Source organism: Kribbella sp. NPDC006257 (assembly GCF_040613535.1).
Taxonomy (GTDB): domain Bacteria; phylum Actinomycetota; class Actinomycetes; order Propionibacteriales; family Kribbellaceae; genus Kribbella.
Genome location: NZ_JBEXSJ010000042.1, coordinates 22,258 through 47,586, shown reverse-complemented (window position 1 = coordinate 47,586; position 25,329 = coordinate 22,258). Strand labels below are relative to the sequence as shown.

Here is a 25,329-nt window from a genome sequence, read left to right as displayed (position 1 = left end):
GGATGGTTGAGATCCGCCGGTGGCTGGACCGGACGAGTGAGAGCTGGGCTCCGCCGGAGCCGCGCGATCTGACCAGTTCCCTGCGCTTTCTGGTGTGGCTCACTCGGTCACAGTCACGACGCGTCATGATGGGGGCGTTGCTCGGCACCTGCTGGACGGTCGGCCTGGCTGTACCGCCGTGGGTGCTGTCCAGGGCCGTGGACAAGGGCCTTGTCGCGGGCGATACCGCGGCTCTCGTGCGATGGGCCCTTCTGCTGCTGGCGATCATCGTGCTGAACGCACTGCTGGGGATCAGCAGACATCGCACGATGACCAAGATCCGGATGGACGCATCGTTTCGTACCGTCAGGGCGACGGTGTGGCACACCTCCCGTCTGGGTGCTTCCCTGACTCGTCGCGTCGGCGCGGGGGAGGTGGTGACCGTCGGCATCGCTGACGCCCAGACCGTTGCTCAGGCGTTGACTGTCACCGGGCCCGGCGTCGGGGCAGTGGTGGCGTACGCCGTGATCGCGGTCGTGCTGTTCACCATCTCGCCGTTGCTGGCCGCGGTGGTCCTGGCCGGCGTACCGCTGCTTGCTGTCGCTGTTGGTCCGTTCTTGCAGCGCATTGAGCGAACCAGTGGTGACTACCGGGCGCACCAAGGGCTGCTGACGACGCGTCTGGTCGATGTGCTGGCCGGGCTGCGGGTGCTCAACGGGCTCGGGGGGAAGGCGTTCGTGGCGTCCCGCTACGCGCAGGAGTCACAGGGACTGGTGGGGCGCGGTTACCGGATCGCGGGGCCGTCGAGTTGGGTGGGCGCGTTGGGTGGCGGCCTGCCCGCGCTCTTCCTGGCCGCGGTGGTGTGGTTGTCGGCCCGGATGGCTGCCGCCGGCGGGATCAGCATCGGTGATCTGGTCGCCGTCTACGGGTACGTCGCCGTGCTGGTCGTTCCGGTGACGTTCTTCATCGAGGGCAGTGGCGACATCGCCCGGGCCCGGGTTGCGGGTCAGCGAATCATCGATCTGCTCAACCTGCCCGTATCACCCCACCAGGGTACGGAGGCGCTTCCGGCCGGCTGTGGGCCGTTGGCCGACCCTGAGTCCGGCGTCATCATCCGTCCCGGAGTACTGACTGCGCTGACAGGGACGCAGGCCGCAGCGGTGATCGAGCGGCTCGGGCACGTGAGTTCCGATTCCGGCCCGGGGGTGACGTGGGCCGGCGTACGGGTTCATGACGTTGCGCGGGAGGAGTTCCGGCAGCGGCTGGTTCTCGCGGACAACCACGCGGAGGTCTTCGCCGGCGCGGTGCGGGAGGTTGTCGCGGGACGGCTCGAGGCCGACGACGATCGGCTCCGGTCGGCGATCCGGGTGGCGGTCGCCGAGGACGTCGTGGAGGCGTTGCCTGCTGGTCTGGATACGGTGATCGCCGCCGGTGGGGCTGATCTCTCCGGCGGGCAGCGCCAGCGGATCCAGCTTGCCCGGGCCGTGTACTCCGCGCCCGACGTACTGCTTGCCGTCGACCCGACCTCTGCGGTCGATGCCACCACCGAAGCAGCGATCATCGAGCGGCTCCGCGCAGCCCGGCGCGACCTGACCACGGTCGTCACGACGTCGTCGCCACTTGTCCTGGATCAGGCGGACGAGGTCATCGTCCTGGTCGACGGTCGGGCATCGTCGGTGGGAAGGCACGCGGAGCTGCTGCAGCGCGATGCCCACTATCGCGCCTTGGTGTCGCGGGCCCAGGACGATGCCGATGAGTAGGCAGCTGCCGGTTGCGGGGCCGGCAGAAGTTCGTACTGCGGTGCGACGCGACCTGCGGGCGGATCGCCGGGCCGTGATCGGGCTGGTGCTGGTCAACGGGCTCGCCTCCGCGGCAGGTCTGATCGGTCCATGGTTGCTGGGGCGGATCATCGACACGATCCAGGACGGGTCGGGTGGCGTCGGCGCCGTGGATCGGCTGGCCTTGTCCGCGTTGGTGTTCGCGATCGTGCAGACGGTGCTGACCTGGTGGGCGTTGAAGATCGGCTATCGGTTCGGCGAACGTACTGCGGCGCGCGTCAGAGAGAGGTTCCTGCTGCGGACCTTGGCGCTGCCGCCGCGAGTGGCCGACCAGCTTCCGGCCGGCGATCTGATCTCCCGGGGGAGTACTGATGCCGCACTGGTCGCTTCGACCCTGCGGTCGGCGGTGCCCGAGGTACTGGTAGCGATCATCCATGCGCTGTTCCTGATCGTCGCTGTGCTGGTCCTGTCGCCGCTGCTCGGGCTCTGCGGACTCGTGTGCCTGGTCGGTGTCGGCGCGGCCGTGCGGTGGTACCTGCGGCGCGCCAGACCGGTCTATCTGGCGGCCGCCGCCTCTGGAGCTGAACTGGCCGAGGTGGTCGCCGGCAACGCCAAGGGTGCCCGCACGATCGAGCTGCTCGCCCTGGAGAACCGCCGGACCGAGGCGGTGGAGGGCGCGATCACGCAGGCCCGGTCCGCGCGCCTGGATGCGCTGTGGCTGCGGACGGTGCTGTTCCCCTGGGCAGAAGTCTCGCTGGCGCTGCCGGTGGTCGGTGTGCTGCTGATCGGCGGCGGGCTCTATGCCAACGACCTGACCAGCCTGGGGACCGTGGTCACGGCAACGGTCTACCTCCGTCAACTCGTCGGACCACTCGACACCCTGATGCTCTGGATCGAACAGCTGCAAGGCGCCGCAGCCTCTTACGCCCGCGTCGAAGGGCTGGCTGACATCGCCGGCGAGCTCGCCCCCGGAGGCGCCCCGGAGGGTGATCGGATCCAGGTGAGCAATGCGCACTACAGCTACACGGGTACCCGCGACGTACTGCACGGCATCAATCTCTCCGTCCGGCCCGGCGAACGCCTGGCCATCGTCGGCACCTCCGGGGCAGGGAAATCAACTCTCGCCCGTCTCCTGGCCGGCCTGGACCGTCCGCACACCGGCTCGGTGACGATCGGCGGTACGCCGGTGGCCGACCTGTCGCCGGACCAGCTCCGCGAGCACGTCGTACTCATCACCCAGGACCACCACGTCTTCCATGACACCGTGCGCTACAACCTGCGGATCGCCCGGCCGGACGCCACCGACGAGGAGATGTCCGCCGCTCTGGAGGCCGTCGGTGCCACCCACCTGTCCGACCTGGACACCGAGATCGGCGGCACCACCGTCGTGGACGGTGCTACCGCGCAGCAACTTTCACTGGCCCGGGTAGTCCTCGCCGACCCCCACACCGTGATCCTCGACGAAGCCACCGCCCAACTGGACCCGAGAACGGCTCGCCGCACAGAGCAGTCCTTGGCAGCGGTACTCCGGGGACGCACGGTGATCGCGATCGCCCACCGCCTCCAGACTGCCCACGACGCCGACCGGATCGCGGTCATGGAGTCGGGCAAGCTCGCCGAACTGGGCACCCACGCCGAGCTGGTCGAGGCGGCCGGCGCCTACGGCAAGCTCTGGCGCTCCTGGCACGGCGGATCCGCGTAGTACGGCAAAAAAGACCCCGGCTGGAATCCAGCCGGGGTCTTCTGCTGCCTAGGTCAGTGCTTGGTGACCTCTTGGGCCGCGGTCTCGTCGGACTGCTCGACGGTGCCGGTGATGCTCTCGGCCGTGTGCGAGGCGCCGAGCTCCTCGTGGTCGTCGTGCCCGTGACCGTGGCTGTGCGCGTCCTCGATCTCTCCGGCGGTCGGCTTCTGCACCGAGTCGGCGAAGTAGAACTTGGACAGCCGCGCGCGCACCTTGTTCAGTGCCCGCTTGGGAGCCCGTACGCCGTTGTCGTCCGTCTCCGGGCCGATGTCCAGCGGAAGGATCCGGTCGCGAGCGGTGAGCTCGTACGCCTCGTAGGTCGAGATCGGGGTGTGCTTCTCGTAGTACTCACCCTCGGGCGTCCGGACGATGATGCCGGACTCCAGGCCGTGCAGGATCCGGTCGTTGTCGGAGCGCTGCAGCGAGATCGCGATCCGCCGGGTGGCCCAGAAGGCGAACACCGGCCCGAGGAAGACGGCGAACCGCAGGAACCAGGTGACGTGGTTCAGCGAGACGTCGAAGTGGGTCGCGATCAGGTCGTTACCGCCACCGATCCACAGCAGACCGTAGAAGGTGATGAAGGCGGCACCGATACCGGTCCGGGTCGGCATGTTGCGCGGCCGGTCCAGCAGGTGGTGTTCCCGCTTGTCGCCGGTGATCCACTGCTCGATGAACGGATACAGGGCCACCAGGGTGACGAACGCCGGCGGGATGATCAGCGCCGGTATCAGCAGGTTCCAGCTGAGCGTGACGCCCCAGAAATGGGACTCGAACCCCGGCATCAGGCGCACAGAGCCCTCCAGCCAGCCCATGTACCAGTCGGGCTGGGAGCCCGCCGTGACCTCAGCCGGGTTGTAAGGACCGTAGAGCCAGACCGGGTTGATCTGCAGCACTGCACCCATCAGCGCGGTGACCCCGAAGACGACGAAGAAGAAGCCGCCGGCCTTGGCCATGTACACCGGCATCAGCGGGTAGCCGACGACGTTCTTCTCGGTCCGGCCGGGGCCGGGGTACTGCGTGTGCTTGTGGTACACGACCAGGAAGAGGTGTGCGGTCACCAGCGCCAGGATCAGACCGGGGATCAGCAGCACGTGGATGGTGAAGAACCGGGAGACGAACTCGTCGCCGGGGAACTCGCCACCGAAGATGAAGAAGCTCAGGTACGTGCCGATCACCGGCGACGCCTGGATCATGCCCTGGGTGATCCGCAGACCGGTTCCGGAGAGCAGGTCGTCGGGGAGGCCGTAGCCGATGAAGCCCTCGATGATGCCGAGGAACAGCATCCCAAAGCCGATCACCCAGTTCAGCTCACGCGGCTTGCGGAACGCACCGGTGAAGAAGATGCGCAGCAGGTGGACCATCATCGAGGCGACGAACAGCACGGCCGCCCAGTGGTGGATCTGCCGCATCAGCAGACCGCCGCGGACGTCGAAGGAGATGTCCAGCGTCGAGGCGTAGGCCTCGGACATGTGCAGGCCCTTGAGCAGGCTGTAGGAGCCCTGGTACTCGACCTCGCCCATCGACGGCTTGAACCACAGGGTCAGGAAGATGCCGGTGAGGATCAAGATGATGAAGCTGTAGAGCGCGATCTCGCCGAGCATGAAGGACCAGTGGTCGGGGAAGACCTTGCGCAGGTTCTTCTTCCCGATCTTGCCGATGCCGAGACGGTCATCGGCCCACTTGACCGGTGGCGGAAATTCCTTCGTGGACACTGTTGTCACCCTCGTTCCCAGAAGCTCGGGCCGACCGGCTCGGTGAAGCCGCTCTGCGCGACCAGGTAGCCCTCCGCGTCCACTGCCAACGGTAGCTGAGGCAGCGGCCGGGCGGCAGGGCCGAACACGACCTTGGCTCCGTCGGCCAGGTCGAACGTCGACTGGTGGCACGGGCAGAGCACGTGGTGGGTCTGCTGCTCGTACAGCGAGATCGGGCAGCCGACGTGGGTGCAGATCTTGGAGTAGCAGAGGATCCCGTCGACGCCCCAGTTCTCCCGGCCCGAGGGGACCCGGATCTCGTTCGGGGCGATCCGGACCACGATCACCGAGGCCTTCGCCTTGGCGTTCTGGTACTCGACCGCGCTCTCCTCCTGCATCGGCGCCAGGTTGGCCGGTGCGGCGTTGACCAGCTGGCCGACGATCAGGTCGGACGGCTTGATCGGGCGCAGGGTGACGTCGTTGACGACCCGGATGCCCTTCGCCCAGATCGTGTTGTAGAGGCTCCGGCCGGGCAGCGGACCGAGGTCGCGCAGCAGCACGATGGCCGGCAGCCCGAGCAGGCCCATCGCACCGATCAGCGAGCGGCGGATCAGCTTGCGCCGGGTGAAGCCGGACTCTTCGGTGCCCTGCTGGAAGGCCTCGATGATCTCGGCCTTCTTCTCTGGTGAGGTGAAGGCGTCGTGCCGGTCCTCGGAGATCTCGGTGTCGACCATCAGCTTCTTGGCCCACTGGATCGCGCCGGCGCCGATCATGAACAGCGCCAGGCCCAGGCAGAGCCCGATCACCAGGTTGTTCGCGTTGCCGGACAGCGGCCCGAACTGGAGGATCGAGTCGCGCGGGATCGCGAAGTACGCCACGCAGGAGCCGAGCGCGAGCAGGCCGGCCAGCGTGAACAGCCCGGCGACCTGACGCTCGACCCGGTCGGCGGCCTGCGGGTCGATATCGGTGATCCGCGGTTCGTGCGGCTCGATGCCCGGATCCGGGATCGGCTCCGCGACGACCACGGCATGCCCGTGGTCCTCGCTCACGACCGGAAGCTTCTCGTCACTCATTCTGCCTTCGCTCCCTTGGCCCTGACGCCCTTGGCGCCGATCCAGACCGCCACACAGACCAGCAGGCCGATGCCGACCAGCCAGCCCCACAGACCTTCGGAGACCGGGCCGAGCCGGCCGAGGCCGAAGCCACCGGGGTCCTTCTGCTGCTGCAACGCGTTCAGGTACGCGATCACGTCACGCTTGTCCTCCGGCTGCAGCACCTGGTCGGAGAAGACCGGCATCTGCTGCGGACCGGTGAGCATCGCCTCGTAGATGTGCTTGGGGTCGACGTTCATCAGCGACGGCGCGTACTTGCCGTTCGGCAGGGCGCCACCGCGGCCGGCGAAGTTGTGGCACGCCGTGCAGTTGGTCCGGAACAGCTCGCCACCACGGGTGATCTGCTCGTCGGTCGCCTTGCTGATGTCGTAGGACTCCTCGGCCGGTACGGCGGGGCCGGGAGCCAGCGATGCGACGTACGCCGCCAGCGCCTCGATCTCGGCCGGCGTGTGGGCCGGGGTCTTGCGCGGGATCTGCGCGCCCGGCTGCATCGCGGGCATCCGGCCGGTGCCGACCTGGAAGTCGACCGCGGCCGCGCCGACTCCGATCAGGGACGGGCCGGCCATCTTGCCCTCGCCGTTGCCACCGCCCTCGGCGTTCAGGCCGTGGCAGCTGGCACAGCCGACCGCGAAGAGCTTCTTGCCCTCTTCGATCTGCTGGGACTGGGCCGAGTTGTCCGCCACCGCGTTGTCAGGGGCGAACGCGGCGTACGCGGAGCCCACCGCCAGGAGGCCGAACAGGAGCACGACGAGGCCGGCTGACCGGTGCCGTCGTCGCGCGGAGAGGAAGCGCGCCGGTGACAAGGAAAGTCTCTTCTCACTCATTTGAGCAGGTAGATGGTCGCGAACAGGGCGATCCAGACCACATCGACGAAGTGCCAGTAGTACGACACGACGATCGCGGAGACGGCCTGTTCGTGGGTGAACTTACGAGCCATGTACGTCCTGGCGAGGACGAACACGAAAGCGATGAGACCGCCGGTCACGTGCAGACCGTGGAACCCGGTGGTCAGGTAGAAGACCGATCCGTACGGCGACGACGAGATCGTCACGCCCTCGTGGATCAGCTTGGCGTACTCGGTCACCTGGCCGGCGATGAAGATCGCGCCCATCAGGTAGGTGAGGATGAACCACTCACGCATGCCCCAGGCGCGGACGTTCGCCAGCGCGCCGGTCCGGCCCACCTTGCCGTGCTCGGCGGCGAAGACGCCCGCCTGGCAGGTGAAGGACGACGCGACCAGGATGAACGTGTTCACCGAGGCGAACGGCACGTTCAGCATCGCGGTCGACGCTTCCCACAGGGACTCGGTCCCCGCTGCCGCCGCGGCGGTCGTCACGGACCGGATCGTGAAGTACGCCGCGAACAGGGCGGCGAAGAACATCAGTTCGCTCGAGAGCCAGACGATCGTGCCGACACTGACCATGCTGGGACGGTCATGGTGTCCGTGTTCACGGGACGCTGGGAGCGCGGTTGCAGTGGCCACGGCGTCATTATGTCGGTCGAGGTATCCGACAGCACGCCCACCCCCATGCATGTCGGCGACTTCCTGTTTCTACTGTGGACAGGTGCTTCCCCTTCACGCCGGACCAGGCGATCAGATCGCGCCGTTCACGCCTGGGCGTCTGCTCACCGCGTGGACCTTCGAGCCGGTGTTACTGGCAGTGATCATCGTGGTCGGCGGCCTCTACCTGTACGGCGTACGTCGCCTGCATGCGCGTGGTGACAAATGGCCCGTCGGGCGGACTGTCGCCTTCGTCGGACTCGGTCTCGGCAGCGCTGTGATCGCCACCCAATCCGCTCTCGGCACCTACGACACGGTGCTGCTCAGCGTGCACATGGCGCAGCACATGATCCTGTCGATGCTGACGCCGTTGGCGATGGCACTCGGGGCACCGGTGACGCTTGCCCTGCGCACCCTTCCGCCGAATCCGCGGAAATGGTTGCTCTCCGTGTTGCATTCGCGGGTGGCGAAGGTGCTCTGCTTCCCGCTGATCGGCTTCACGCTCTTCGTTCTGAGCCCCTGGGCGCTCTACTTCAGCGGCTGGTACGACGCGACGCTGCGCTCGACGGCGCTGCACGACCTGCTGCACGTCCATTTCATTGTTGTCGGTTCGTTGTTCTTCTGGCCGCTGCTGGGCCTGGATCCGGTGCCCGGGCGGGTGATCTATCCGTTCCGGTTGATGCTGACGTTCCTCACATTGCCGTTCCACGCCTTCCTCGGCATCACGATCATGTCGGCGAACAAGCTGATCGCGGAGGACTGGTACACATCGTTCGGCCGATCCTGGCCGCCGTCACCGCTGCGCGACCAATACATCGCGGGCGGTCTGCTCTGGGGCTCCGGCGACATCATCGGGATCGTCTTCTTCGCCGTCCTGTTCGTCCAGTGGGTGAAGCAGTCGATGCGCGAAGCCAAGCGGGAGGACCGCCGGCTGGACCGGTTGGAGGAGCAGGCGCGCAGGGCCGAGCAGGGTCCCCGGTAGCATTCGCTTGTCCACTGTCACAGACACACAGCTTGGGATGAATCGATGAGCTCAGAGCGTCCGCTGAAGGTGCTGGTCTACAGCGACGACCGTACGACGCGGGAGTCGGTCCGGCTGGCGTTGGGCAAGCGGCCCGCGGCCGACCTGCCCGAGCTCGAGTACTTCGAGTGCGCGACCGAGCCGGCCGTGATCAAGGCCATGGACGCCGGTGGTATCGACCTGGCGATCCTGGACGGCGAGGCGGTGCCGGCCGGTGGGCTGGGGATCGCCCGGCAGCTGAAGGACGAGATCTTCCAGTGCCCGCCGGTGCTGGCCATCATCGGCCGCCCGCAGGACGCCTGGCTGGCGACCTGGTCGCGCGCCGAGGCGGCCGTGTCGCACCCGATCGACCCGATCAAGCTGGCCGAGGCGGCCGCGGACCTGCTCCGCGCCCGGATCGCCAAGCTCCCCGCGACGACCTGATCCGCCGGCCATGACAGCCGGTACGACGGGGCCGCGTGCGTTCACGTGGCCCCAGGTGCTCAACCCGTTGCTGCGCCGCGAGGATCTCGATGCCGCGGCGACCGCCTGGGCGATGGAGCAGATCCTGTCCGGCGCCGCCTCCCCGGCGCAGCTGGCCGGATTCGTGATCGCGCTGCGCGCCAAGGGCGAGACCGTCGTCGAGGTCGAAGGGCTCGTGGCGACCATGCGCGACTTCGCCACCCGCATCGACGTACCGGGACGCACGCTGGACGTCGTCGGTACCGGTGGTGACCAGGCCCACACCGTGAACATCTCCACCATGTCGGCGATCGTTGCCGCCGGCGCCGGCGCGAAGGTGCTCAAGCACGGCAACCGGGCGGCCTCGTCGGCTTGCGGTGCGGCCGATGTACTGGAGGAGCTGGGGATTCCGCTGGACCTGACCGCGCCGCAGGTGGCCGCGGTGGGGGAGCTGGCCGGGATCACCTTCTGCTTCGCGCCCGCGTTCCACCCGGCTTTGCGGCATGCCGCAGTACCGCGGCGTGAGCTCGGCGTACCGACGACCTTCAATTTCCTGGGACCGTTGGCGAATCCCGGTAATCCGTCGGCGCAGGCCGTCGGGGTCGGGGACAGCCGGATCGCGGGGTTGATGGCCGGGGTGCTGGCGCGGCGGGGGATCGACGCTCTGGTCTTCCACGGTGACGACGGGCTGGACGAGCTGACCACGATGACGACGTCGCAGGTCTGGACGGTCGGGCGTGGAGTGGTCGAAGGACCCGAGACACTGGATCCGCGGGATTTGGGGATCGAGCCGGTTCCCGCCGAGGCCTTGCGCGGTGGCGATGCGGCGTACAACGCGAAGGTCGTGCGGGCGTTGCTCGATGGTGAGCGCGGGGCCGTGCGCGACGTCGTACTGCTGAATGCCGGTGCGGCGTTGGCTGCGCATGACGCGAGTACCGGGCCGTTGGTCGAGCGGATCCGCGCCGGTATGGAACGGGCCGTGGAGTCGATCGACTCGGGTGCGGCGAAGGCGCTACTGGATCGCTGGATCGCCGCCTGCACCGAGGTCCGCTAGCAGCTCGCCCACCCTCCATCTGGGTGGGCGAGCTTGCTTTCAGCTGCCGATCTTGATCTGGGAGACCTTGGTCCGCCAGACCGGCAACCACTGCGGGGTCGACCCGGCGATGTCGCCGATCGAGACCGCCGCCGTCCCGTCGCCGCGATCGATCACCGCGATCAGGATGACCGAGTAGGTCTCCTTCAGCTTCGGCTTCTTCACCGCGATCCGGGCGGTGATCTCGTGCCCGGGGTGCCCGTCGACCTGGATCGGCCGGTGCGTCACGGCGTACGGCTTGGCGGTGGCGTCATAAAGCCGGGTCAGCGCCATCCCGCCGGCCATCTGGGCCGCCGCCTTCAGACCGGCCGGGGTGTTCGTGTACTGAACCTCCTTGGACAGCTGGCCGAACGACACATAGTTGCCCCAGCTGCTCTTTCCGTCGTACTTCGCATGCACGGTCAGCCAGGTCGCGGCACCGCCGTACAACCCGGTCCGCTCGTAGTTGTCACCCCAGGCCGAACTCATCAACGGCATCGTGTCGTTGTTGGCGGCAACGAGATTCGTGCCGATCACCTTCCCGACCGGCGGCGGCGTCGACGACGGGCTCACCGAAGGATTGATCGTCTTCAACGGACTCGACTTCGCCGACGGCACCGAGACCGGGGAGGTCGCCTCCGCCTTGCTCCAGATCCAACTGGCACTGAGCGCCGTCGACACCAACGCCACCACCACCAACACCAACGCCCCCACCAACCGAGGCGTCCGAGTCGAATCCCCCCGCCGAGTCACCACTCCGTAACCGTCATCACCCCCCACCTGCCCAGCCGAGACCTCCTGCTGCCCAGGCCTTCGCTGCTGGCCTCCCGGCCCGTACCCCGGCTGTCCACCTTGCTGAGCTCCGGACCCGTACCCCGGCTGCCCACCTTGCTGAGCTCCCGGCCGGTACTGCCCCTGCGGCCCACCTTGCTGGCCTCCCGGCCCGTACTGCCCCTGCGGCCCACCATGAGCCGCTCCCCTCTGCTGCTGCCAAGCTCCGTCCGGCCCGTGCTGCCCACCAACCGACGGCTGCACCTGAGGCCCCTGCCTCACCCAATCCTGCGGCCGACCCGCCCCCTCCGCCCCTTGAGCAGACCACGCCTGCCCCTGCCCAGGAGACACCGCTCCACCCGGCCCTTGCCCAGCAGACACCGGTCCAGCCTGCGCCTGCCCGTACCCCGGCTGCCCACGGTACGGCTGATCCACAGCCCGCTGTCCGGGGTAGGGCTGACCTGTCGGCTGACCCTGACGAACCTGCCCCGGTGGCGTCTGCCCAGGGCGCGGCTGGCCAATCGGTGCCTGACCAATTGGAGCCTGAGCAGAATACGGCTGCTCAGGAGCTGGCCCACCGGAGCCCGGCAGACCCGTCACCTGGTGAGATCCACCAGCTGCCTGCCCCGGCGTACCAGCAGGTGCCTGTCCCGGCATCCCCTGCTGTTCATGCTGCGCACGAAGCGGCGGAGGAGGAGGCGGCGGAGCAGGTGCCCGCGACTGCCCGAACAACGAATCCCCGGACAACGCATCCGACAACACCCCGTCCGACAACGCACCCGACGACGGCAGACCCGGCGACGGTGCACCCGCACTTAACGCGCCCGACGACGGCAGACCCGGCGACGGCGCGGCTGGAGGCAGCGGACCCGGTGATGGGGGGCCTGCGGGTGGGGGTGCGGTGGACCAGGCGTCGTCTGTGGGGGGCGCGTCTGGGGTGGGGGATTGGCGCGGGGTGGTGGGGCGTGGGGGTGGGGCGCTGTGGCGTGCGGGTGGACGCTGCGGCGGCGGTGGGTTCTCGTTCTCAGCCAACGTTGATTCCCTTGTAGACCTGGCTTTCGGCCGTCCTCAGGTCCGGCCGGTTCGTGGGGATGTCGCTGATGTACGCGACCGCGGTACCGTCACCGAGGTCGAACACGGCGACGGTCAGCGTCAGTGCCCGCGCGCTGATCTTCGGCGAGTTCGCGGTGACGGACTGCTGGTAGTACCAGCCGTTCTTGCCGGACCGTTTGACCGATCCGTTGCGTAACGGCTTGAAGGTGACCGGGACGTCCACGTACATCGAGCTCCGGACCTGCAACGACAGGTCCGCGGCGGTCGCCTGCGGGTTCCCGTTGAAGAGCGTTCCGGTACCGAGTGCGCCGACGAACATGTCGGCGTACCAGTCGTTCTTGCCGTCGAAGTTCTCCTGCAGCAGCACGTACTGGCCGCTGGAGTCCAGCAATTGCGGCACGAGCCGCTTGCGGTCGGACCACGGCGGCTTCTGGCGCGGGAACGAGATCGCATCGGAGGCGATCCGCGAACCCGCGTGCAGCCTGGGATTCTTCGACTGCCCCGGCGAGATGCTGCTCTGCGGTCCGGTCGGCTTGGCCGTCGGTTGCGTAGGCGCGGTCGAGGTGCCGCCGCTCGGCCCGGTCGAGGTGCTATTGGTCGGGTCGGTCGAGGTGCTGCCGGTCGAGACGGGAGCGGTCGGACCGGGATCCGCGGTCTTCTGATCGCCGCGATCCTTCAGCAAGAAGAAAACCCCTGCCACGACGATGAGCACCAGCCCCACCGCCGCCGCGACCACAATCATCGTCTTGTTGCCCCCGGCACCGGACCCACCCTTGCCTGCGGACCCCTTCTTCCCGCCGTCCCCACCACCACTCCACGGCCCAGCACCACCCCGGCCCCAGGCCCCCACCCCCGTCTGCGTCCCCCCGCCCTGCCACTGCTGCCCACCCCGCTGCAGCGCAACACCTCCACCCTGCCAAGCCCCCTGACCATCACCCACCAAAACCGGCCCACCACCCCCGCCCTGCACACCTGCGCCTGGGCTTGGCCCAGTCGCCTGCCACGCTCCAGCAGCACTTAGCGCGCCCGCACCGTGCGCGCCTGCACCCTGCGCGTCCGGACCGGCCGCGTCAGCACCCCGCGCGTCCGCGCCCTGCGCTGCGCTGGTCGTCTGCCAGCCCCCAGACCCGCTCTGTGCGTCGGCACCTGCAGTCACCTGCGCGTTGTCGCCACCAGCCTGTACTGCGCTGTCGGTGCCGCCGCTGCTCTGCTTCCCCGCGGTCTGCCACGGACTGCTGCCCGCCTGCCACCCAGTCGAGCCCTGCTGAGCCCCCACCTGCCAGCTAGCCGAGCCTTGCTGAGCCCCGGCCTGCCAGCTAGCCGGGCCTTGCTGAGCCCCTGCCTGCCAACCAGCCGAGCTTTGCTCAGCTCCCGCCTGCAACTCGCCGGCGGAACTCCGGCCTGATCCGCTGCTCTGGCCTGCCGCATCGCCCTGCTGGCCAACCGCCTGCCAACCAGTGGAGGTTCCTTCACCCGATACAGCGCTCTGGTCTGACCCGGTGCTCTGACCTGATCCGTTGCCCTGGGCTGTCCTGTTGCCCTGGTCTGATCCGCTGCCCTGGGCTGATCCGGCGCCTTGGATCTGCGCGGTGGCTTGGCCCGTCTCGGCGTCGTCGGCTTGGTTGCCAGCGTGCTCGACGCCGGGCTGCTTGTCGTCGGGCTGCTCGGTGTTCGCCTGCTCGACGTCGTCCGCCGTGCCGGCCTCGCTCTCGCCAGGCTCAGCGCTCGACTGGCCAGACTCAGCGCTCGAGTTGCTGGTCGGCGCGCCAGCTACCGGCTCAGCCAGCTTCAGCTTCCAGCGACCTTCTTCGTCAGTGGGATCAGGCGTTGAGCCGGTCGAAGGGTTGGCATTCGGATCGACCATCGATGTCTGCTGCTGGCTAGCAGGCGCTGCAACCGCAGTCCAAGCGGCTTTGGCTTTCTCGGCAGCACTGACCTTCGCAGCAGCAGCAGCTTCGGCAGGCGCAGTACCGGCGGTTCCCGCGGACGCTGGCTCAGGATCGGCTGAGGTCGCGGCGAGTGCCGGGTTGGCGTCTGTCGGGGCAGGGGTGGGGTCGGCAGGGGTTTCTGCGGGAGCCTCGGTTTCGGTTTTGTTGGTCCATTGCGTCCCGTTCCACCAGCGGATGGTGTTGGGCTGTCCGGTGGGGTCCGGATACCAGCCCGCGGGAGGGTTGCTCATGGGTTCACCGTAACTTCAGCTCGTGTCAATCAGGGCGTGGAATCCGGCCCTCAGACGCCGTCTTCCTGGCCCAGGCTGAAGGCCGCCTCCAGGTCGTGCGTGGAGTAGGTCCGGAACGCGATGTGCGTCTCGGTGCTCAGTACGCCGGGCACCCGGTTCACGTGGTCGGGGATGACGGTCGCCAGGTCGTCGTGATGGGCGACCCGGATCATCGCGATCAGGTCCAGACCACCGGTCACCGAGTACACCTCGCTGACGCCCTCGATCGCCGCCACCTGCTCGGCGACCTCGGGGATGCGTGCGACGTCGGCCTTGATGAACACGATCGCGGTGACCATGTCGTCCTCTCCTCGAATCCCGGAAACCTGCCGCTGAAGCATAGTGCGCACTCCGCCGCCCAGCCGCCGTACGGGCAACCCCGGGTCAGCTGACCCGGGCTGGACCCAAGGGCCGGGAGCGGCGGCGGCGTTCGCTGGGGTGGTGGTGTTCTTCGGAGTGGGAGTTGTCCAGGCGGCTCACGTGCCGGCCGGCGCCGCTGATCGGGCAGGTCCAGGTGCCGTCCATCTCGACCAGGCGGATGCCGGGGGAGTCGAGCCACCGTAGTACGAGCTCGATCTCCTCCGGTGAGGCGCTCGCGACCGGTCCGATCCCCGGCAGCACGGTCTCGGCGGACGCCCGGAGCATCTCCAGATACCTCCGCGGATCCGTGCCGCGCGGGCTGATCCCGGCCGCGGCCAGCCGGCCCCGGCGGATCACGTGCAGCTCCCAGCCGCCGTCGTCCGTACGCCGGGCCGCGCAGATCTCCGCGCACCCCGTCAGCGACGACATCCGCTGCATCTTCGCGCTGCTCCGGACGAACGCGCTCAGCCGATCACGATGCACGGCCGCGTCCTCGAACCGTTCGTCGGCCGAGAGCACGTCGATCCGCCGGTCGAGCGCCTCCACCACGGGCGCCGGATCGACGGTCAGCGCCGACCGCAGCGCCGCCACGAATTCGCCGTACGAATCCACCGAGATCCGCCCGTCGCAGGGTGCCACGCAGCGCCCCATCTCGGCGAGCACGCAGGGCGAGACCGACGGCGTCCGCGACATCCGCACCGTGCACTGCCGGATCGGGAACGCCTCGTGCAGCGCCGCCATCGCCCGCTCGGCCGTCTTCCGCGAGCTGAACGGCCCGAGATAACCGGCGTCGTCGTCGCGAAGCTGTTTGACCAGCGACAGCCGCGGGAACGGCTCGACCGTCACCTTCAGCCAGTGCTGCCGCTCGGGGAACTTGGAGCGCCGGTTGTACCGCGGTTTGTGCTCCGCGATCAGCCGGAGCTCACGGATCTCGGCCTCCAGCGACGTCCCGCACTCGATGCCCCGGACGCCGGTCGCGATCCCGATCATCTCGCCGATCCGGGTGCGGGTCTCCGAGGCGGTGAAGTACGACCGGACGCGGGTGCGCAGATCCTTCGACTTCCCGACGTACAGGACCTCGCCGCGATCGTCGGTGAACAGGTACACACCAGGTGCGTGCGGCAACGATTCGGCCAGATGCCGCTTCGCGCGGACCTGTGGCGCGACGCGGGACGAGTACGTCTGCAGGTCTTCGAGAGTCTGTACGCCGAGGGAGCCGACCCGCTCGAACAGCCCGTGCAGCACGTCGACCGTCGCCCGGGCGTCGGACAGCGCGCGGTGATTCGGCGTGACCGTTGCCCGGAACAACTTCGCCAGCGTGCCGAGCTTGCAGTTCGGGGCCTCGTCCGGGGTGATCACCCGCCGGGCCAGCAGCGCGGTGTCGACGACCGCGAAATCCGGCCAGTCGTAGCCGTGCACCTGGCTCTCGTGTTTCAGGAACCCCATGTCGAACGGCGCGTTGTGGGCGACCATCACGCACCCGCGGGCGAATTCCAGGAAGGCCGGCAGCACCGAGTCGATCCGGGGTGAGGAGGCAACCATCCGGTCGGTGATGCCGGTCAGTACGGCGATGAACGGCGGGATCGGCTCGGCCGGATTCACCAGCGTCTGGAACTCGCCGATCAGCTCGCCGCCGCGCACCTTGACCGCGCCGATCTCGGTGATGCCCGAATCTCCCGGTGCGCCCCCGGTCGTCTCCAGGTCGACGACGCAGAAGGTGACGTCGCGCAACGGCGTACCGAGGTCGTCGAAACTGGGTTGCACACCACGGATCGGCATGACCGGGGCAGCGGCATGATCCGGCGACGGGCTCCTCATGCCCATGACGCTAGAAGGCCGCTCCGACAATTCCGCAGGTGACACGCAAAGGAACCGACTACGCTCTACGTATGCGTAAACAAGCGATCACCGCGAATCCGGGGCGTTCACCCGGGCGTTGTGGTCTGCGTCACTGGCTGAGCCAGGTAGCCGTTCCGGCCGGACTGCGGACCGGTGGCTGAGGCCGGCGCCGCCGCGAGCTCCGCTGCCACCACCCTGCCCGAACCGGTGCGGCAACGGGTTCTGACCCTCGCCGCCCAGGCTCTGGGGCAGTTGCCCGCGACAGACATCCCACCTCCGCTCCGGCGGTTCGCCAGCTTCGCGCCGGGCAAGCGCGCGAAGCTTTCGGCGTCCGTCCTCGGGCCGATCCTGGACACCGACGAGCATTTTCGCCGGCTGATCGCGTTCGAGGTACGGCGTGAGCACCGCGAGCTGGGCGATGCCGTCGCCGAGGGCATCCCGGTGCCGGCGGCCGAGCCGGTCGAGGTGGCCGCGCTCGCCTACCTGCTGCGCCCGACCGACTGGGAGCAGCGGGTCGCCGACGCGGCCCAGTTGCCGCCGGAGCAGCCGAAGGTCGACGACGAGGCGATCCACCGGCTCACCGAGCAGGTCGACCAGGCCCGCACCGAGACGCGTCAGGTGCGCGAACGTTTGCGCGAACAGGTCACCGAGCTCAAGGCGGAGAACGTCACCCTGCGGCGCAAGCTGAACGACGCGCGGCAGCGGATCGCCGGGCTGCAGAGTGATCTCGAGCTGCGCACAGTCGAGGCGAACACGGCGGACGAACGCGTCGAGGCGGCACGTGCGGAAGTGGACCGTGAGCTGCGCAAACTCCGGGCCCGCATCACCGAGCTGGAGGCAGTGGAGCACGCAGCACGCCGTACTGCGGGACAAGAGCGCGAGCTCGCCTCTACCAGGACACGCCTGCTGCTGGACACTCTTGTTGAAGCAGCGGGAGGACTCCGTCGCGAGCTGGCTCTGCCACCCGGGGGAGAGCTCCGCCCTGCCGACACTGTCGCCGGAGTCGAGCCTGCGTCGGCGCCTGTCGGCCGTACTGCGCCTGACGACGACCCGGCGTTGTTCGACGAACTCCTGTCGCTTCCGCAGGTGCACCTGATTGTCGACGGCTACAACGTCACCAAGACCGCCTGGCCGAACTCGCCGCTGCACTCCCAGCGCCAACGCCTGGTCACAGCACTAGGTGCATTGGTGGCGCAGCGTCGGATCGAGGTCACCGTGGTCTTCGACGGCGCCGAACTCTCCGGCCCGGTCCAGCTCAACCCACCCCGCGGCGTACGGGTCCGCTTCAGCCCCGCCGGCGTCATCGCCGATGAGGTCATCCGCCAGCTGGTCCGCGCCGAACCCCCTGGCCGCCCCATCGTCGTCGTCTCCACCGACCGCGAAGTCGCCGAAACCACCATCACCATGGGCGCCCGAGCCCTCTCCGCCACCACCCTCATCACCCGCATAACCCGCCCCTGACCCACCCCGCTCCGCCCGGGCGCCCGTAGTACGGGTGCATGGGCCCAGCCGAGCGCCCCGTAGTACGGGGGCGTCTGCTGTACCGACGGACATGAGGTGTGGCCCGTACTGCGGGTCGCCGCGTCCCCTCCGCGCCCAACTCAGGCCCGAGGTCGGCCGTGTCCACGGACACCTCATGTCTGTCGGTACGGCCTGTGGATAACGCTCGACGTCCATCGCCCCGAACCAGGCAGGATCTGGCGATGGAATCGGTAGGAACAGTCCTCGCCCGGAAGGGTGGCCGCGCCACGTACGGCGAACTGGCGGCCGCGACTTCGCGTCGCAGGGTGACGGCGGCGTTGACGAGCGGTGCGATCGAGCGAGCCGCACGCGGTGTCTACGTACGGCCCGGCATGTCCGCGGATCATCGCGTCGCCATCGCGTACGACGGTGTCCTCTCGCACACGAGCGCCGCGGAACACTGGAAGCTCCCGTTACTTGCGGCGCCCATCCTCCCGCATGTCACAGTCCCGCCGAACAGACACAAGCGCTCTGGCCCCGCCGCCGTCCTCCACTGGGCGGCGATCGATCCTGAAGACCTTGCTGTCCGGACGACCTCGCTCATTCGAACTGTCATGGATTGCGCCCGGACCTTGCCTTTCGCCGAAGGTCTCGCTATCGCGGACAGTTCGCTCACCAAGGGCACCATCACCCGGTCCGACCTGATCGCGGCGGCGGCCCGGATGCGCGGACCGGGAACGCCCAAGGTCCGACGCGTCGCCGCCGCGGCGAACGCCTGGTCCGCCAGCTTCCTCGAATCCATCCTTCGAGCGCTGCTCCTGGAAGCTGGGATCGAAGGGTTCGAGGTACAAGTCGTCGTCGTGAACGGCTCGTTCCAGGCGCAGGTCGACCTCGGCCACCGCGAGCTGCGGATAGCGATCGAGGCCGACGGGTACGAATTCCACGGCGGCCGAAGAGACTTCGCCGCCGACTGCCGCCGGTACGACGAATTGGTCGCAGCCGGCTGGCTCGTCCTCCGCTTCACCTACGAACAAGTGCTCTCGAACCCGGAGTGGGTAATCGCCACAATCCGAGCAGCAATCGCCAACCGCCTGACCCGCGCTTGAGCGAACCGCAGTACCGAGCCTCCGCAGGCGGGGCGAGATGCCCCGCCTGGCGCATCGGCTACCGAGAGGGGGCGCGGCACCCGGCGTACCGGGCGGGGGAGCGGCGTGCGGACGGACATGATGTGTCGCTTGTACTGCGGGTCGCCGTGCGCCCGCGCCGCCTGGAGGCCGCCCCAGATCCGGGCTTCCTGCGGATACCTCATGTCGGTCGGTACGCCGGATTGCCTCGTGCCTGTGGTGGGCGGTGGGGAGCGGGTCCGGCAACTCGTTGGGGGCAGGGCAACTGGTTGGGGGGGAGGCAACTGGTTTGGGGGGCCAAGGCAACCGGTTTGGGAGGGGTGGCGAACGGTTGGCGGCGGGAAATGTCGGTGGGGGGCTTTAGCGTGCTTTTCAGCCGGGTGCAAGTCCGGGTGCTTCCCCACTTTGGAGGACGTTGTGCTGATCGACTGCGATGCGTGTGCGATGAGAGGTCCGGATTGCCGTGACTGCGTGGTCACGGTGCTGCTCGGGATGCCGCCCGAGCAGAACTCGATCCGGGTCGACGACGAAGAACTGGCCGCACTCGACGTACTGGCCCAGTCCGGTCTGGTCCCGCCACTCCGGCTGGTCCACGCCGTCAGCAGCCTCGAGCTGAACTCCGTCAGTAGCGTCGAGGGAAACACTGCTGGGGAAGGGGAATCTGCGGCTGGGGCGGTCTGAGAGGTGGGTTGGGCGGGCGTTCCGGACGTTAAGTTTGGATCAAACCAGAGGGGCGAATTGCATCGGTCACGAATCGGTTACTACTGTTACCTCTCGTTGCCCCAGCGTGCCGGTTGACCAGACCGGCCGGGCAGCGAAAGCCGAAGTGTGACCCGCCGGGTCGTTCGGGAGTTACAGCGGTAGGACTCCCAGCAGGACCAGGCGCGGTCGACGGGGACGGCGTCGTACACAGGAAGGAACCGACCAGGCTGTGTCCACCGGCCGCATTAACCGCACCAGGGGAATTGCTCTCGCCGCCATCACCACCACCGCAGTAGCCGCTGGGGTGCTGTTCATCCAGGGAGCCGCGGACGCTGACCAGAAGCCGACTCTGGCGCAGGCGAAGGCGCAGGTAGCGGATCTGCAGGAGAAGGCCGAGGTCGCCGGTGAGGCCGCCAACGCGCTCCGGGGCAAGATCAGCGCCCAGGAAGCCAAGGTGAAGGCGCTGCAGGCCGGGATCGCCAAGCAGCAGGTCCAGGTCGATGCGGTGAAGCGGCAGATCGGGTCCCTCGCGGTCGCCGGCTACCAGACCTCGGGGATGTCCACGACGGCGCAGTTGCTGCTGTCGACGAACCCCGACCAGTTCCTCAGCCAGGCCTCCACCGCGCAGGCCTTCGCAGGCCAGCAGAACTCGGCCCTCCGCAAGTTCCAGGACGCCCAGGGCAAGCTGACCGACCTCCAGTCCGGTGAGCAGAGCGAGCTCGCAGCCCTCCAGGCGGTCAAGGCTCAGCAGGAAGACCTGAAGAAGCAGCTCCAGGCGAACCTGGACGCCGCGGAGAAGGTGCTCGGCAAGCTGAGCGCCGCCGACCGCGCCCGGATCGCGCAGGAGAACGCGGACGAGGCCCAGAAGGCCCGTGACCAGCGCCCTAGCCGCGACAAGGGCCGGATGGACGACGACCTGCCGAACGTGCCGGTCAGCGGTCGCGCAAGCGTCGCGGTGCAGGTCGCGCTGGACCAGCTGGGCGACTCCTACTCGTGGGGCGCCGCCGGCCCGAGCCGTTTCGACTGCTCCGGTCTGACGATGTACGCCTGGGGCAAGGCCGGCGTCTCGCTGTCGCACTCCTCCGCAGCGCAGTTCGGTGAGGGTCGCCGGGTCAGCCGCGCCAACCTGATGCCGGGCGACCTGGTCTTCTTCGGCACGTCGAGCATCCACCACGTCGGGATGTACATCGGCAACGGCAAGATGGTGCACGCGCCGAACCCGAGCAAGCCGGTTCAGGTCAACGACGTCGACTACATGAGCGGGTACGCCGGCGCTGTCCGTCCGGGCTGATCCGCGCTTCTGACATGATCAACGGCTCCGGGGCACTCGCCCCGGAGCCGAGTCATGTCACCGGCCGGGTGCTTCACTGGCTGAGGCGGCAGACGATCCCCGGAACACTAGAGTGACCCGGGCAGGTGAGCAGCGAGGGGCCGAGGTGAGCGAGGAGCAAGGCGGCAGCACGCCAACCGATCCGCCGACCCCTCAACCAAGTAAGCCGGTCTCGGACCAGACCACCGTCTTCATCCCGGCGCAGCATGCCGCGGAGGGTGGACCGGCGCTGCCGGGAAACCTCAGGTTGGGCAAGCTCCAACGGCCCAACCTCAAGCTCGCCGATCTCAAGCTCCCCGCCAGCCTTTCGCCGACCATCCTCAAGCGGGTCGCGCTCGGCCTGGCGATCGTTGTGGTTGCCGGGGCTGGTTTTGTCGGTCTGCGCAACGTGGCGAACGCTCCCGCCGACCCTGGCGCCGGCAAATCGGGCGTACCGGGCCTGACGAAGTCGCCCGACGAGGCTGCCGAGGGCGTCCGCCGGGCGGTCGAAGGCGAAGCTGTCCTCCAGCGGATGGCCGACGCGATCAAGAGCGAGAGCCGCGGCACGTTCATGAGCACGATCGACCCGCAGGCGAAGGCGTTCGACACGCAGGCACGCACGGTCTACAACAACCTCGCGAAGTTGCCTCTGGCCACCTTCCAGCTGCGCTACGTCAGCGACGACCCCGGCGCCCTCGAGCCCGACCGGACGACCGCGCTCGGCGGTTCCGAGTCCTGGCTCGCCCAGGTCGAGGTCTCCTGGCAGCTCACCGGGTACGACGCCAAACCGGCGCGCGAGTCGCTCCCGGTCACCTTCGTGACGAGAGACGGTACGACGTACGCCGCGTCCTTCAGCGAACGTTTCGTCGCCGGCCAGCGTCGGCCGATCTGGGCGCTCGGCGCGATCGACGTCGCGAAGGGTGACCACAGCCTGGTGATCAGCCTCAACTCGCAGGCGAACGCGGACGACTACGCAGCCGCCAGCGACAAGGCCGTCGACTCGGTCAGCAAGGTCTGGGGCAAGAACTGGCGGCAGAAGACCGTCATCTACCTGCCCTCGAAGCAGGCCGAGATGGAGTACGTGCTCGGCGCCCAGCCCGGCACCTACACCCAGATCGCTGCCGTCACCATGGCCGAGCTGGACACGCCTCAAGCAGGCGCGCCGGTGCGCATCGTCGCCAACCCGAAGCTGTTCGACGAGCTCGGCAAGCAGGGCCGCCGGATCGTCCTGACCCACGAGACCACCCACGTCGCCTCCACCGCGACGGCATCGCCGGTTCCGCTCTGGCTCGCCGAGGGATTCGCTGACTACGTCGCCTTCACCGCTGTATCCGTCCAGGACGAGTCGGCCGCGAAGGAACTCTTCAAGGCGATCCGCGCCGGCAAGGTCCCGAAGAGCCTCCCCGGGCCGGACGCCTTCGCGGCCTCAGCGACCGAACTGCCGCAGGCCTACGAATCGGGCTGGCTCGCCTGCCGCTTGATCAGCGAGCGAGAAGGCCAGGCGAAGCTGGTGAGGTTCTACCGGACTGTGCACGCGTCGAAGAGCCCGACCGGCCTGGCCGATGCGTTCCGCACGGTGCTCGGTACGACGGAACAGGAGTTCGTCGCCGACTGGCAGAAGTACCTCCAAAGGCTCGCAGGTGTCTGAGCGGGCTCCAAGAATCGCGGCCGTCCTGCTGGCCGCAGCGCTCGTCGTAGTGATCACGACGACCACCCCCTGGCACCTGATCGACCTGCCGAAGCCGGACGCCACCCTCGACTTCACCGCCGCCGAGATCGCCCGGCAGAACCAGTTCCGCCACGAATTGTTGCCCTGGTCAACCGCCTCCTGGGCCCTCTCCTTGCTGGTCCCGCTAGGCATCGGTTTCAGCCCACTCGGTCGACGCCTGTACGACGCGATCAACCTCCGCCGCTGGTACTACGTAGCGCCGATTCTCGTTGTAGTGTTGGGATTTCTCGCCAGTCTGGTGACCCTGCCGACCGACGTGATGGCGGAACGTGTGACCCGGAAGTACGGCCTGTCCACCGAAGACTGGGGATTGTGGTTCCAGGACCGTGCGACCAACTGGTTGCTCTCAGCAATCGTCCTCATCGCGATCACCCTCGGCCTGTTCGCCCTGGCTCGTCGTTGGCGCACCTGGTGGTGGGCGACGGCCGCGATCACCGGAGCGGTCCTGGTGCTCGCCATCTCCTTCGCCTATCCCGTCCTGGTCGAGCCGAGATTCAACGACTTCACTTCACTCGCACCCGGCCCGCAACGGGAGCAGCTTCTCGACCTGGCCAAGCAGGACGGCGTACCGGTCAAAGATGTCCTCGTCGCGGACGCCTCCAAGCGAACCACCACGCTCAACGCCTACGTCTCCGGCTTCGGATCGACCCGTCGGCTCGTCATCTACGACACGTTGCTGAAGGATGCCCCGCCCGCTCAGGTCCGGCTCGTCGTTGCCCATGAACTCGGGCACGCGGCCGAGGACGACGTCCTGCACGGAACGCTGATCGGAGCGCTGGGAGCAGCCTTCGCGGTCGTCCTCCTCAGGCTCATCCTCAGATCAAAGATGTCTGATCCACGCCAGACCGCCCTGCTTCTAGCGTTGATCGTTGCCGGCAGCACCCTCGCGGCGCCCGTTCAGAACCTTGTCAGCCGCAAGATCGAGGCCCGCGCCGACTACCACTCACTGCGCCTGACGAACGACCCGGCCGACTTCGTCGCGATGCAGCATCAGTTGTCGGTGGCAAACATCTCCGGCCTCGACCCGAGCCGCTGGCGCTACTGGATGTTCGCGAACCACCCGACCCCGCCGGAGCGGATCGCGATGGGCCGGGCCTGGGCGACCGAGCACGGATCGGTGGTCCCACCGCTGGTCCGGCGATGACCGTTCTCGTTGTCACCAACGACTTCCCGCCTCGCCAGGGTGGGATCGAGACCTTCGTCCGGTCGCTGTGCGACGAGCTCCACAACGACCTGGTCGTCCTCACCGCGCACATGCCCGGCGACACGCAGTACGACGAAAAGCTGTCCTTTCCTGTTGAGCGGGATCGTACGTCGATGTTGTTGCCGACGGCACGGGTCACGAGGCATGCCGTGGACGTGATGCGTCGCTACAAGGCGGATCGAGTGCTCTTCGGCGCGGCGGCTCCGCTCGGGTTGATGGGTCCGGCGCTTCGCAAGGCCGGTGCGCAAAGGATCGTCGCGATGACACACGGCCACGAGACCTGGTGGGCCGGCGTACCGGGCACTCGTCAAGCACTCAGAAGGATCGGTGACGCGGCCGACACCGTGACCACCGTCTCCGGGTGGTGCGAGCAGCAGATCTCCAAAGCCCTGTCGGACAAGGCGGAAGTCCGGCGGCTGACCCCGGGCGTCGACGCCACCAGGTTCTACCCGGGCTGCGGGGGAGAGCAGGTGCGGAAAGGGCTCGGCCTCGAAGGCGTTCCCGTCGTCGCCTGCGTTTCGAGACTGGTCGCGCGCAAAGGGCAGGACACGCTGATTCGCGCGTGGCCGAGGGTGCTGGCCGCAGTACCGACGGCGGTGTTGCTCCTCGTCGGCGGCGGACCGCAGCGCGAGCAGCTCACCAGGCTCGCCGAGACGATGGGGGTCGGGCACGCGGTCCGGTTCACCGGAGCGGTGCCGTGGGCCGAGATTCCGCCGTACGTCGATGCAGCGGATGTCTTCGCCATGCCGTGCCGGACTCGGCGGTTCGGGTTGGAGCCGGAGGCGCTCGGGATCGTGACGCTGGAGGCTTCCGCAACGGGGAAGCCGGTCCTGGTCGGCGATTCCGGCGGCGCTCCCGACACGGTCCGGCACGGCGAGACCGGGTATCTGGTCGACCCGTACAACCCGGTCGCGGCCGGCGTACGGCTGATCGAACTGCTGACCGATCCGGCGCTCAGTACCGCGATGGGCACGGCCGGTCGCGAGTGGGTCGCCACAGAGTGGACCTGGCAACAATCGGGGGAGACCCTCCGCACGCTCCTCGAGATCTAGTGGACAAACCTTGCCGGGGTGTGTGTACCCTAGGTCCCATGCATCAGACGTCACGCCTTGTAGCAGCCGTACGAGCATCATGCTCTCCGGCTGCCGCTGCCTGACCTCTAGTACCACCCACCGGCGACCGGAAACGGTCGCCGGTTTTGTTTTGCCCAGAACCAGGCTCAC

21 protein-coding genes are annotated in these 25,329 nt (G+C 68.2%); 13 read left to right on the top strand and 8 right to left on the bottom strand.

Annotated elements, in window-relative coordinates; all coding sequences use genetic code 11:
- Nucleotides 1-2 precede the first annotated feature (2 nt).
- Nucleotides 3-1,739 (top strand): ABC transporter ATP-binding protein, encoded by a 1,737-nt coding sequence (locus ABZ004_RS34790; protein WP_355685711.1) that lies wholly within the window; start codon nucleotides 3-5, stop codon nucleotides 1,737-1,739.
- Nucleotides 1,732-3,459: an ABC transporter ATP-binding protein gene (locus ABZ004_RS34785; protein WP_355685710.1), complete on the top strand. Its 1,728-nt coding sequence runs from the start codon at nucleotides 1,732-1,734 to the stop codon at nucleotides 3,457-3,459. The genes ABZ004_RS34790 and ABZ004_RS34785 overlap by 8 nt, the downstream gene beginning before the upstream one ends.
- A gap of 53 nt (nucleotides 3,460-3,512) precedes the next feature.
- Here ABZ004_RS34785 and ABZ004_RS34780 read toward each other — a convergent pair whose 3' ends face one another.
- The 4 genes from ABZ004_RS34780 to ABZ004_RS34765 are packed head-to-tail and all read right to left on the bottom strand — an operon-like array spanning nucleotide 3,513 to nucleotide 7,784.
- The gene (locus tag ABZ004_RS34780; RefSeq protein WP_355685709.1) at nucleotides 3,513-5,219 is read right to left on the bottom strand and encodes a cytochrome bc complex cytochrome b subunit; all 1,707 of its coding nucleotides are present in this window, start codon (nucleotides 5,217-5,219) and stop codon (nucleotides 3,513-3,515) included.
- Nucleotides 5,216-6,262, bottom strand: coding sequence for a Rieske 2Fe-2S domain-containing protein (locus ABZ004_RS34775; RefSeq protein ID WP_355685707.1), 1,047 nt, complete (start codon nucleotides 6,260-6,262; stop codon nucleotides 5,216-5,218). Before ABZ004_RS34775 ends, ABZ004_RS34780 begins: the two co-directional genes overlap by 4 nt.
- Nucleotides 6,259-7,125, bottom strand: a complete 867-nt coding sequence (locus tag ABZ004_RS34770; RefSeq protein WP_355685706.1) for a c-type cytochrome — start codon at nucleotides 7,123-7,125, stop codon at nucleotides 6,259-6,261. The genes ABZ004_RS34775 and ABZ004_RS34770 overlap by 4 nt, the downstream gene beginning before the upstream one ends.
- On the bottom strand, nucleotides 7,122-7,784 hold the full coding sequence (locus ABZ004_RS34765) for a heme-copper oxidase subunit III (RefSeq protein ID WP_355685704.1): 663 nt from the start codon (nucleotides 7,782-7,784) through the stop codon (nucleotides 7,122-7,124). The genes ABZ004_RS34770 and ABZ004_RS34765 overlap by 4 nt, the downstream gene beginning before the upstream one ends.
- Before the next feature lie 82 nt (nucleotides 7,785-7,866).
- Between ABZ004_RS34765 and ABZ004_RS34760 the strand changes: the two genes are divergently transcribed.
- From ABZ004_RS34760 to trpD, 3 genes are read left to right on the top strand one after another with little or no spacing between them, the layout of a single operon-like run.
- Nucleotides 7,867-8,784 (top strand): cytochrome c oxidase assembly protein, encoded by a 918-nt coding sequence (locus ABZ004_RS34760; protein WP_355685703.1) that lies wholly within the window; start codon nucleotides 7,867-7,869, stop codon nucleotides 8,782-8,784.
- Between the two features lie 45 nt (nucleotides 8,785-8,829).
- Nucleotides 8,830-9,246: a hypothetical protein gene (locus tag ABZ004_RS34755; protein WP_355685701.1), complete on the top strand. Its 417-nt coding sequence runs from the start codon at nucleotides 8,830-8,832 to the stop codon at nucleotides 9,244-9,246.
- 10 nt (nucleotides 9,247-9,256) lie between these two features.
- Nucleotides 9,257-10,318 carry an anthranilate phosphoribosyltransferase gene (gene trpD, locus ABZ004_RS34750; RefSeq protein WP_355685699.1) on the top strand — a complete coding sequence of 354 codons (1,062 nt, stop codon included), beginning with the start codon at nucleotides 9,257-9,259 and terminating at the stop codon, nucleotides 10,316-10,318.
- Nucleotides 10,319-10,357: 39 nt separating this feature from the next.
- On the opposite strand, the gene ABZ004_RS34745 is transcribed toward trpD, so the two are convergent.
- Nucleotides 10,358-10,873 (bottom strand): hypothetical protein, encoded by a 516-nt coding sequence (locus tag ABZ004_RS34745; protein WP_355685697.1) that lies wholly within the window; start codon nucleotides 10,871-10,873, stop codon nucleotides 10,358-10,360.
- Here ABZ004_RS34745 and ABZ004_RS34740 point away from each other — a divergent pair.
- Nucleotides 10,863-11,099, top strand: a complete 237-nt coding sequence (locus ABZ004_RS34740; RefSeq protein ID WP_355685695.1) for a hypothetical protein — start codon at nucleotides 10,863-10,865, stop codon at nucleotides 11,097-11,099. The two genes, ABZ004_RS34745 and ABZ004_RS34740, sit on opposite strands and share 11 nt — an antisense overlap.
- Before the next feature lie 1,032 nt (nucleotides 11,100-12,131).
- Here the strand turns inward: ABZ004_RS34740 and ABZ004_RS34735 are convergent.
- The 3 genes from ABZ004_RS34735 to ABZ004_RS34725 form a co-directional block, all read right to left on the bottom strand.
- Nucleotides 12,132-14,339, bottom strand: coding sequence for a DUF2510 domain-containing protein (locus ABZ004_RS34735; RefSeq protein ID WP_355685694.1), 2,208 nt, complete (start codon nucleotides 14,337-14,339; stop codon nucleotides 12,132-12,134).
- Between the two features lie 50 nt (nucleotides 14,340-14,389).
- Entirely contained in the window at nucleotides 14,390-14,677 is a 288-nt protein-coding gene (locus tag ABZ004_RS34730; RefSeq protein WP_355685692.1) for an Lrp/AsnC ligand binding domain-containing protein, read from the bottom strand.
- 85 nt (nucleotides 14,678-14,762) lie between these two features.
- Complete coding sequence (locus ABZ004_RS34725; protein ID WP_355685691.1) at nucleotides 14,763-16,556, bottom strand: DEDD exonuclease domain-containing protein; 1,794 nt, start codon at nucleotides 16,554-16,556, stop codon at nucleotides 14,763-14,765.
- A 174-nt stretch (nucleotides 16,557-16,730) separates the two neighbouring features.
- Here ABZ004_RS34725 and ABZ004_RS34720 point away from each other — a divergent pair, with 174 nt between their 5' ends.
- The 7 genes from ABZ004_RS34720 (at nucleotide 16,731) to ABZ004_RS34690 (ending at nucleotide 25,158) form a co-directional block, all read left to right on the top strand.
- The gene (locus ABZ004_RS34720; protein ID WP_355685689.1) at nucleotides 16,731-18,038 is read left to right on the top strand and encodes an NYN domain-containing protein; all 1,308 of its coding nucleotides are present in this window, start codon (nucleotides 16,731-16,733) and stop codon (nucleotides 18,036-18,038) included.
- Nucleotides 18,039-18,280: 242 nt separating this feature from the next.
- A complete protein-coding gene (locus ABZ004_RS34715; protein ID WP_355685687.1) occupies nucleotides 18,281-19,144 on the top strand; it encodes a DUF559 domain-containing protein in 864 nt (287 codons plus the stop codon).
- 489 nt (nucleotides 19,145-19,633) lie between these two features.
- A complete protein-coding gene (locus ABZ004_RS34710) occupies nucleotides 19,634-19,843 on the top strand; it encodes a hypothetical protein (protein WP_355685686.1) in 210 nt (69 codons plus the stop codon).
- A gap of 250 nt (nucleotides 19,844-20,093) precedes the next feature.
- A complete protein-coding gene (locus ABZ004_RS34705; protein ID WP_355685685.1) occupies nucleotides 20,094-21,155 on the top strand; it encodes an NlpC/P60 family protein in 1,062 nt (353 codons plus the stop codon).
- Between the two features lie 145 nt (nucleotides 21,156-21,300).
- On the top strand, nucleotides 21,301-22,821 hold the full coding sequence (locus ABZ004_RS34700) for a hypothetical protein (protein ID WP_355685683.1): 1,521 nt from the start codon (nucleotides 21,301-21,303) through the stop codon (nucleotides 22,819-22,821).
- Nucleotides 22,814-24,046: a M48 family metallopeptidase gene (locus tag ABZ004_RS34695; RefSeq protein WP_355685682.1), complete on the top strand. Its 1,233-nt coding sequence runs from the start codon at nucleotides 22,814-22,816 to the stop codon at nucleotides 24,044-24,046. Before ABZ004_RS34700 ends, ABZ004_RS34695 begins: the two co-directional genes overlap by 8 nt.
- A complete protein-coding gene (locus ABZ004_RS34690) occupies nucleotides 24,043-25,158 on the top strand; it encodes a glycosyltransferase family 4 protein (RefSeq protein WP_355685680.1) in 1,116 nt (371 codons plus the stop codon). Before ABZ004_RS34695 ends, ABZ004_RS34690 begins: the two co-directional genes overlap by 4 nt.
- Nucleotides 25,159-25,329 lie beyond the last annotated feature (171 nt).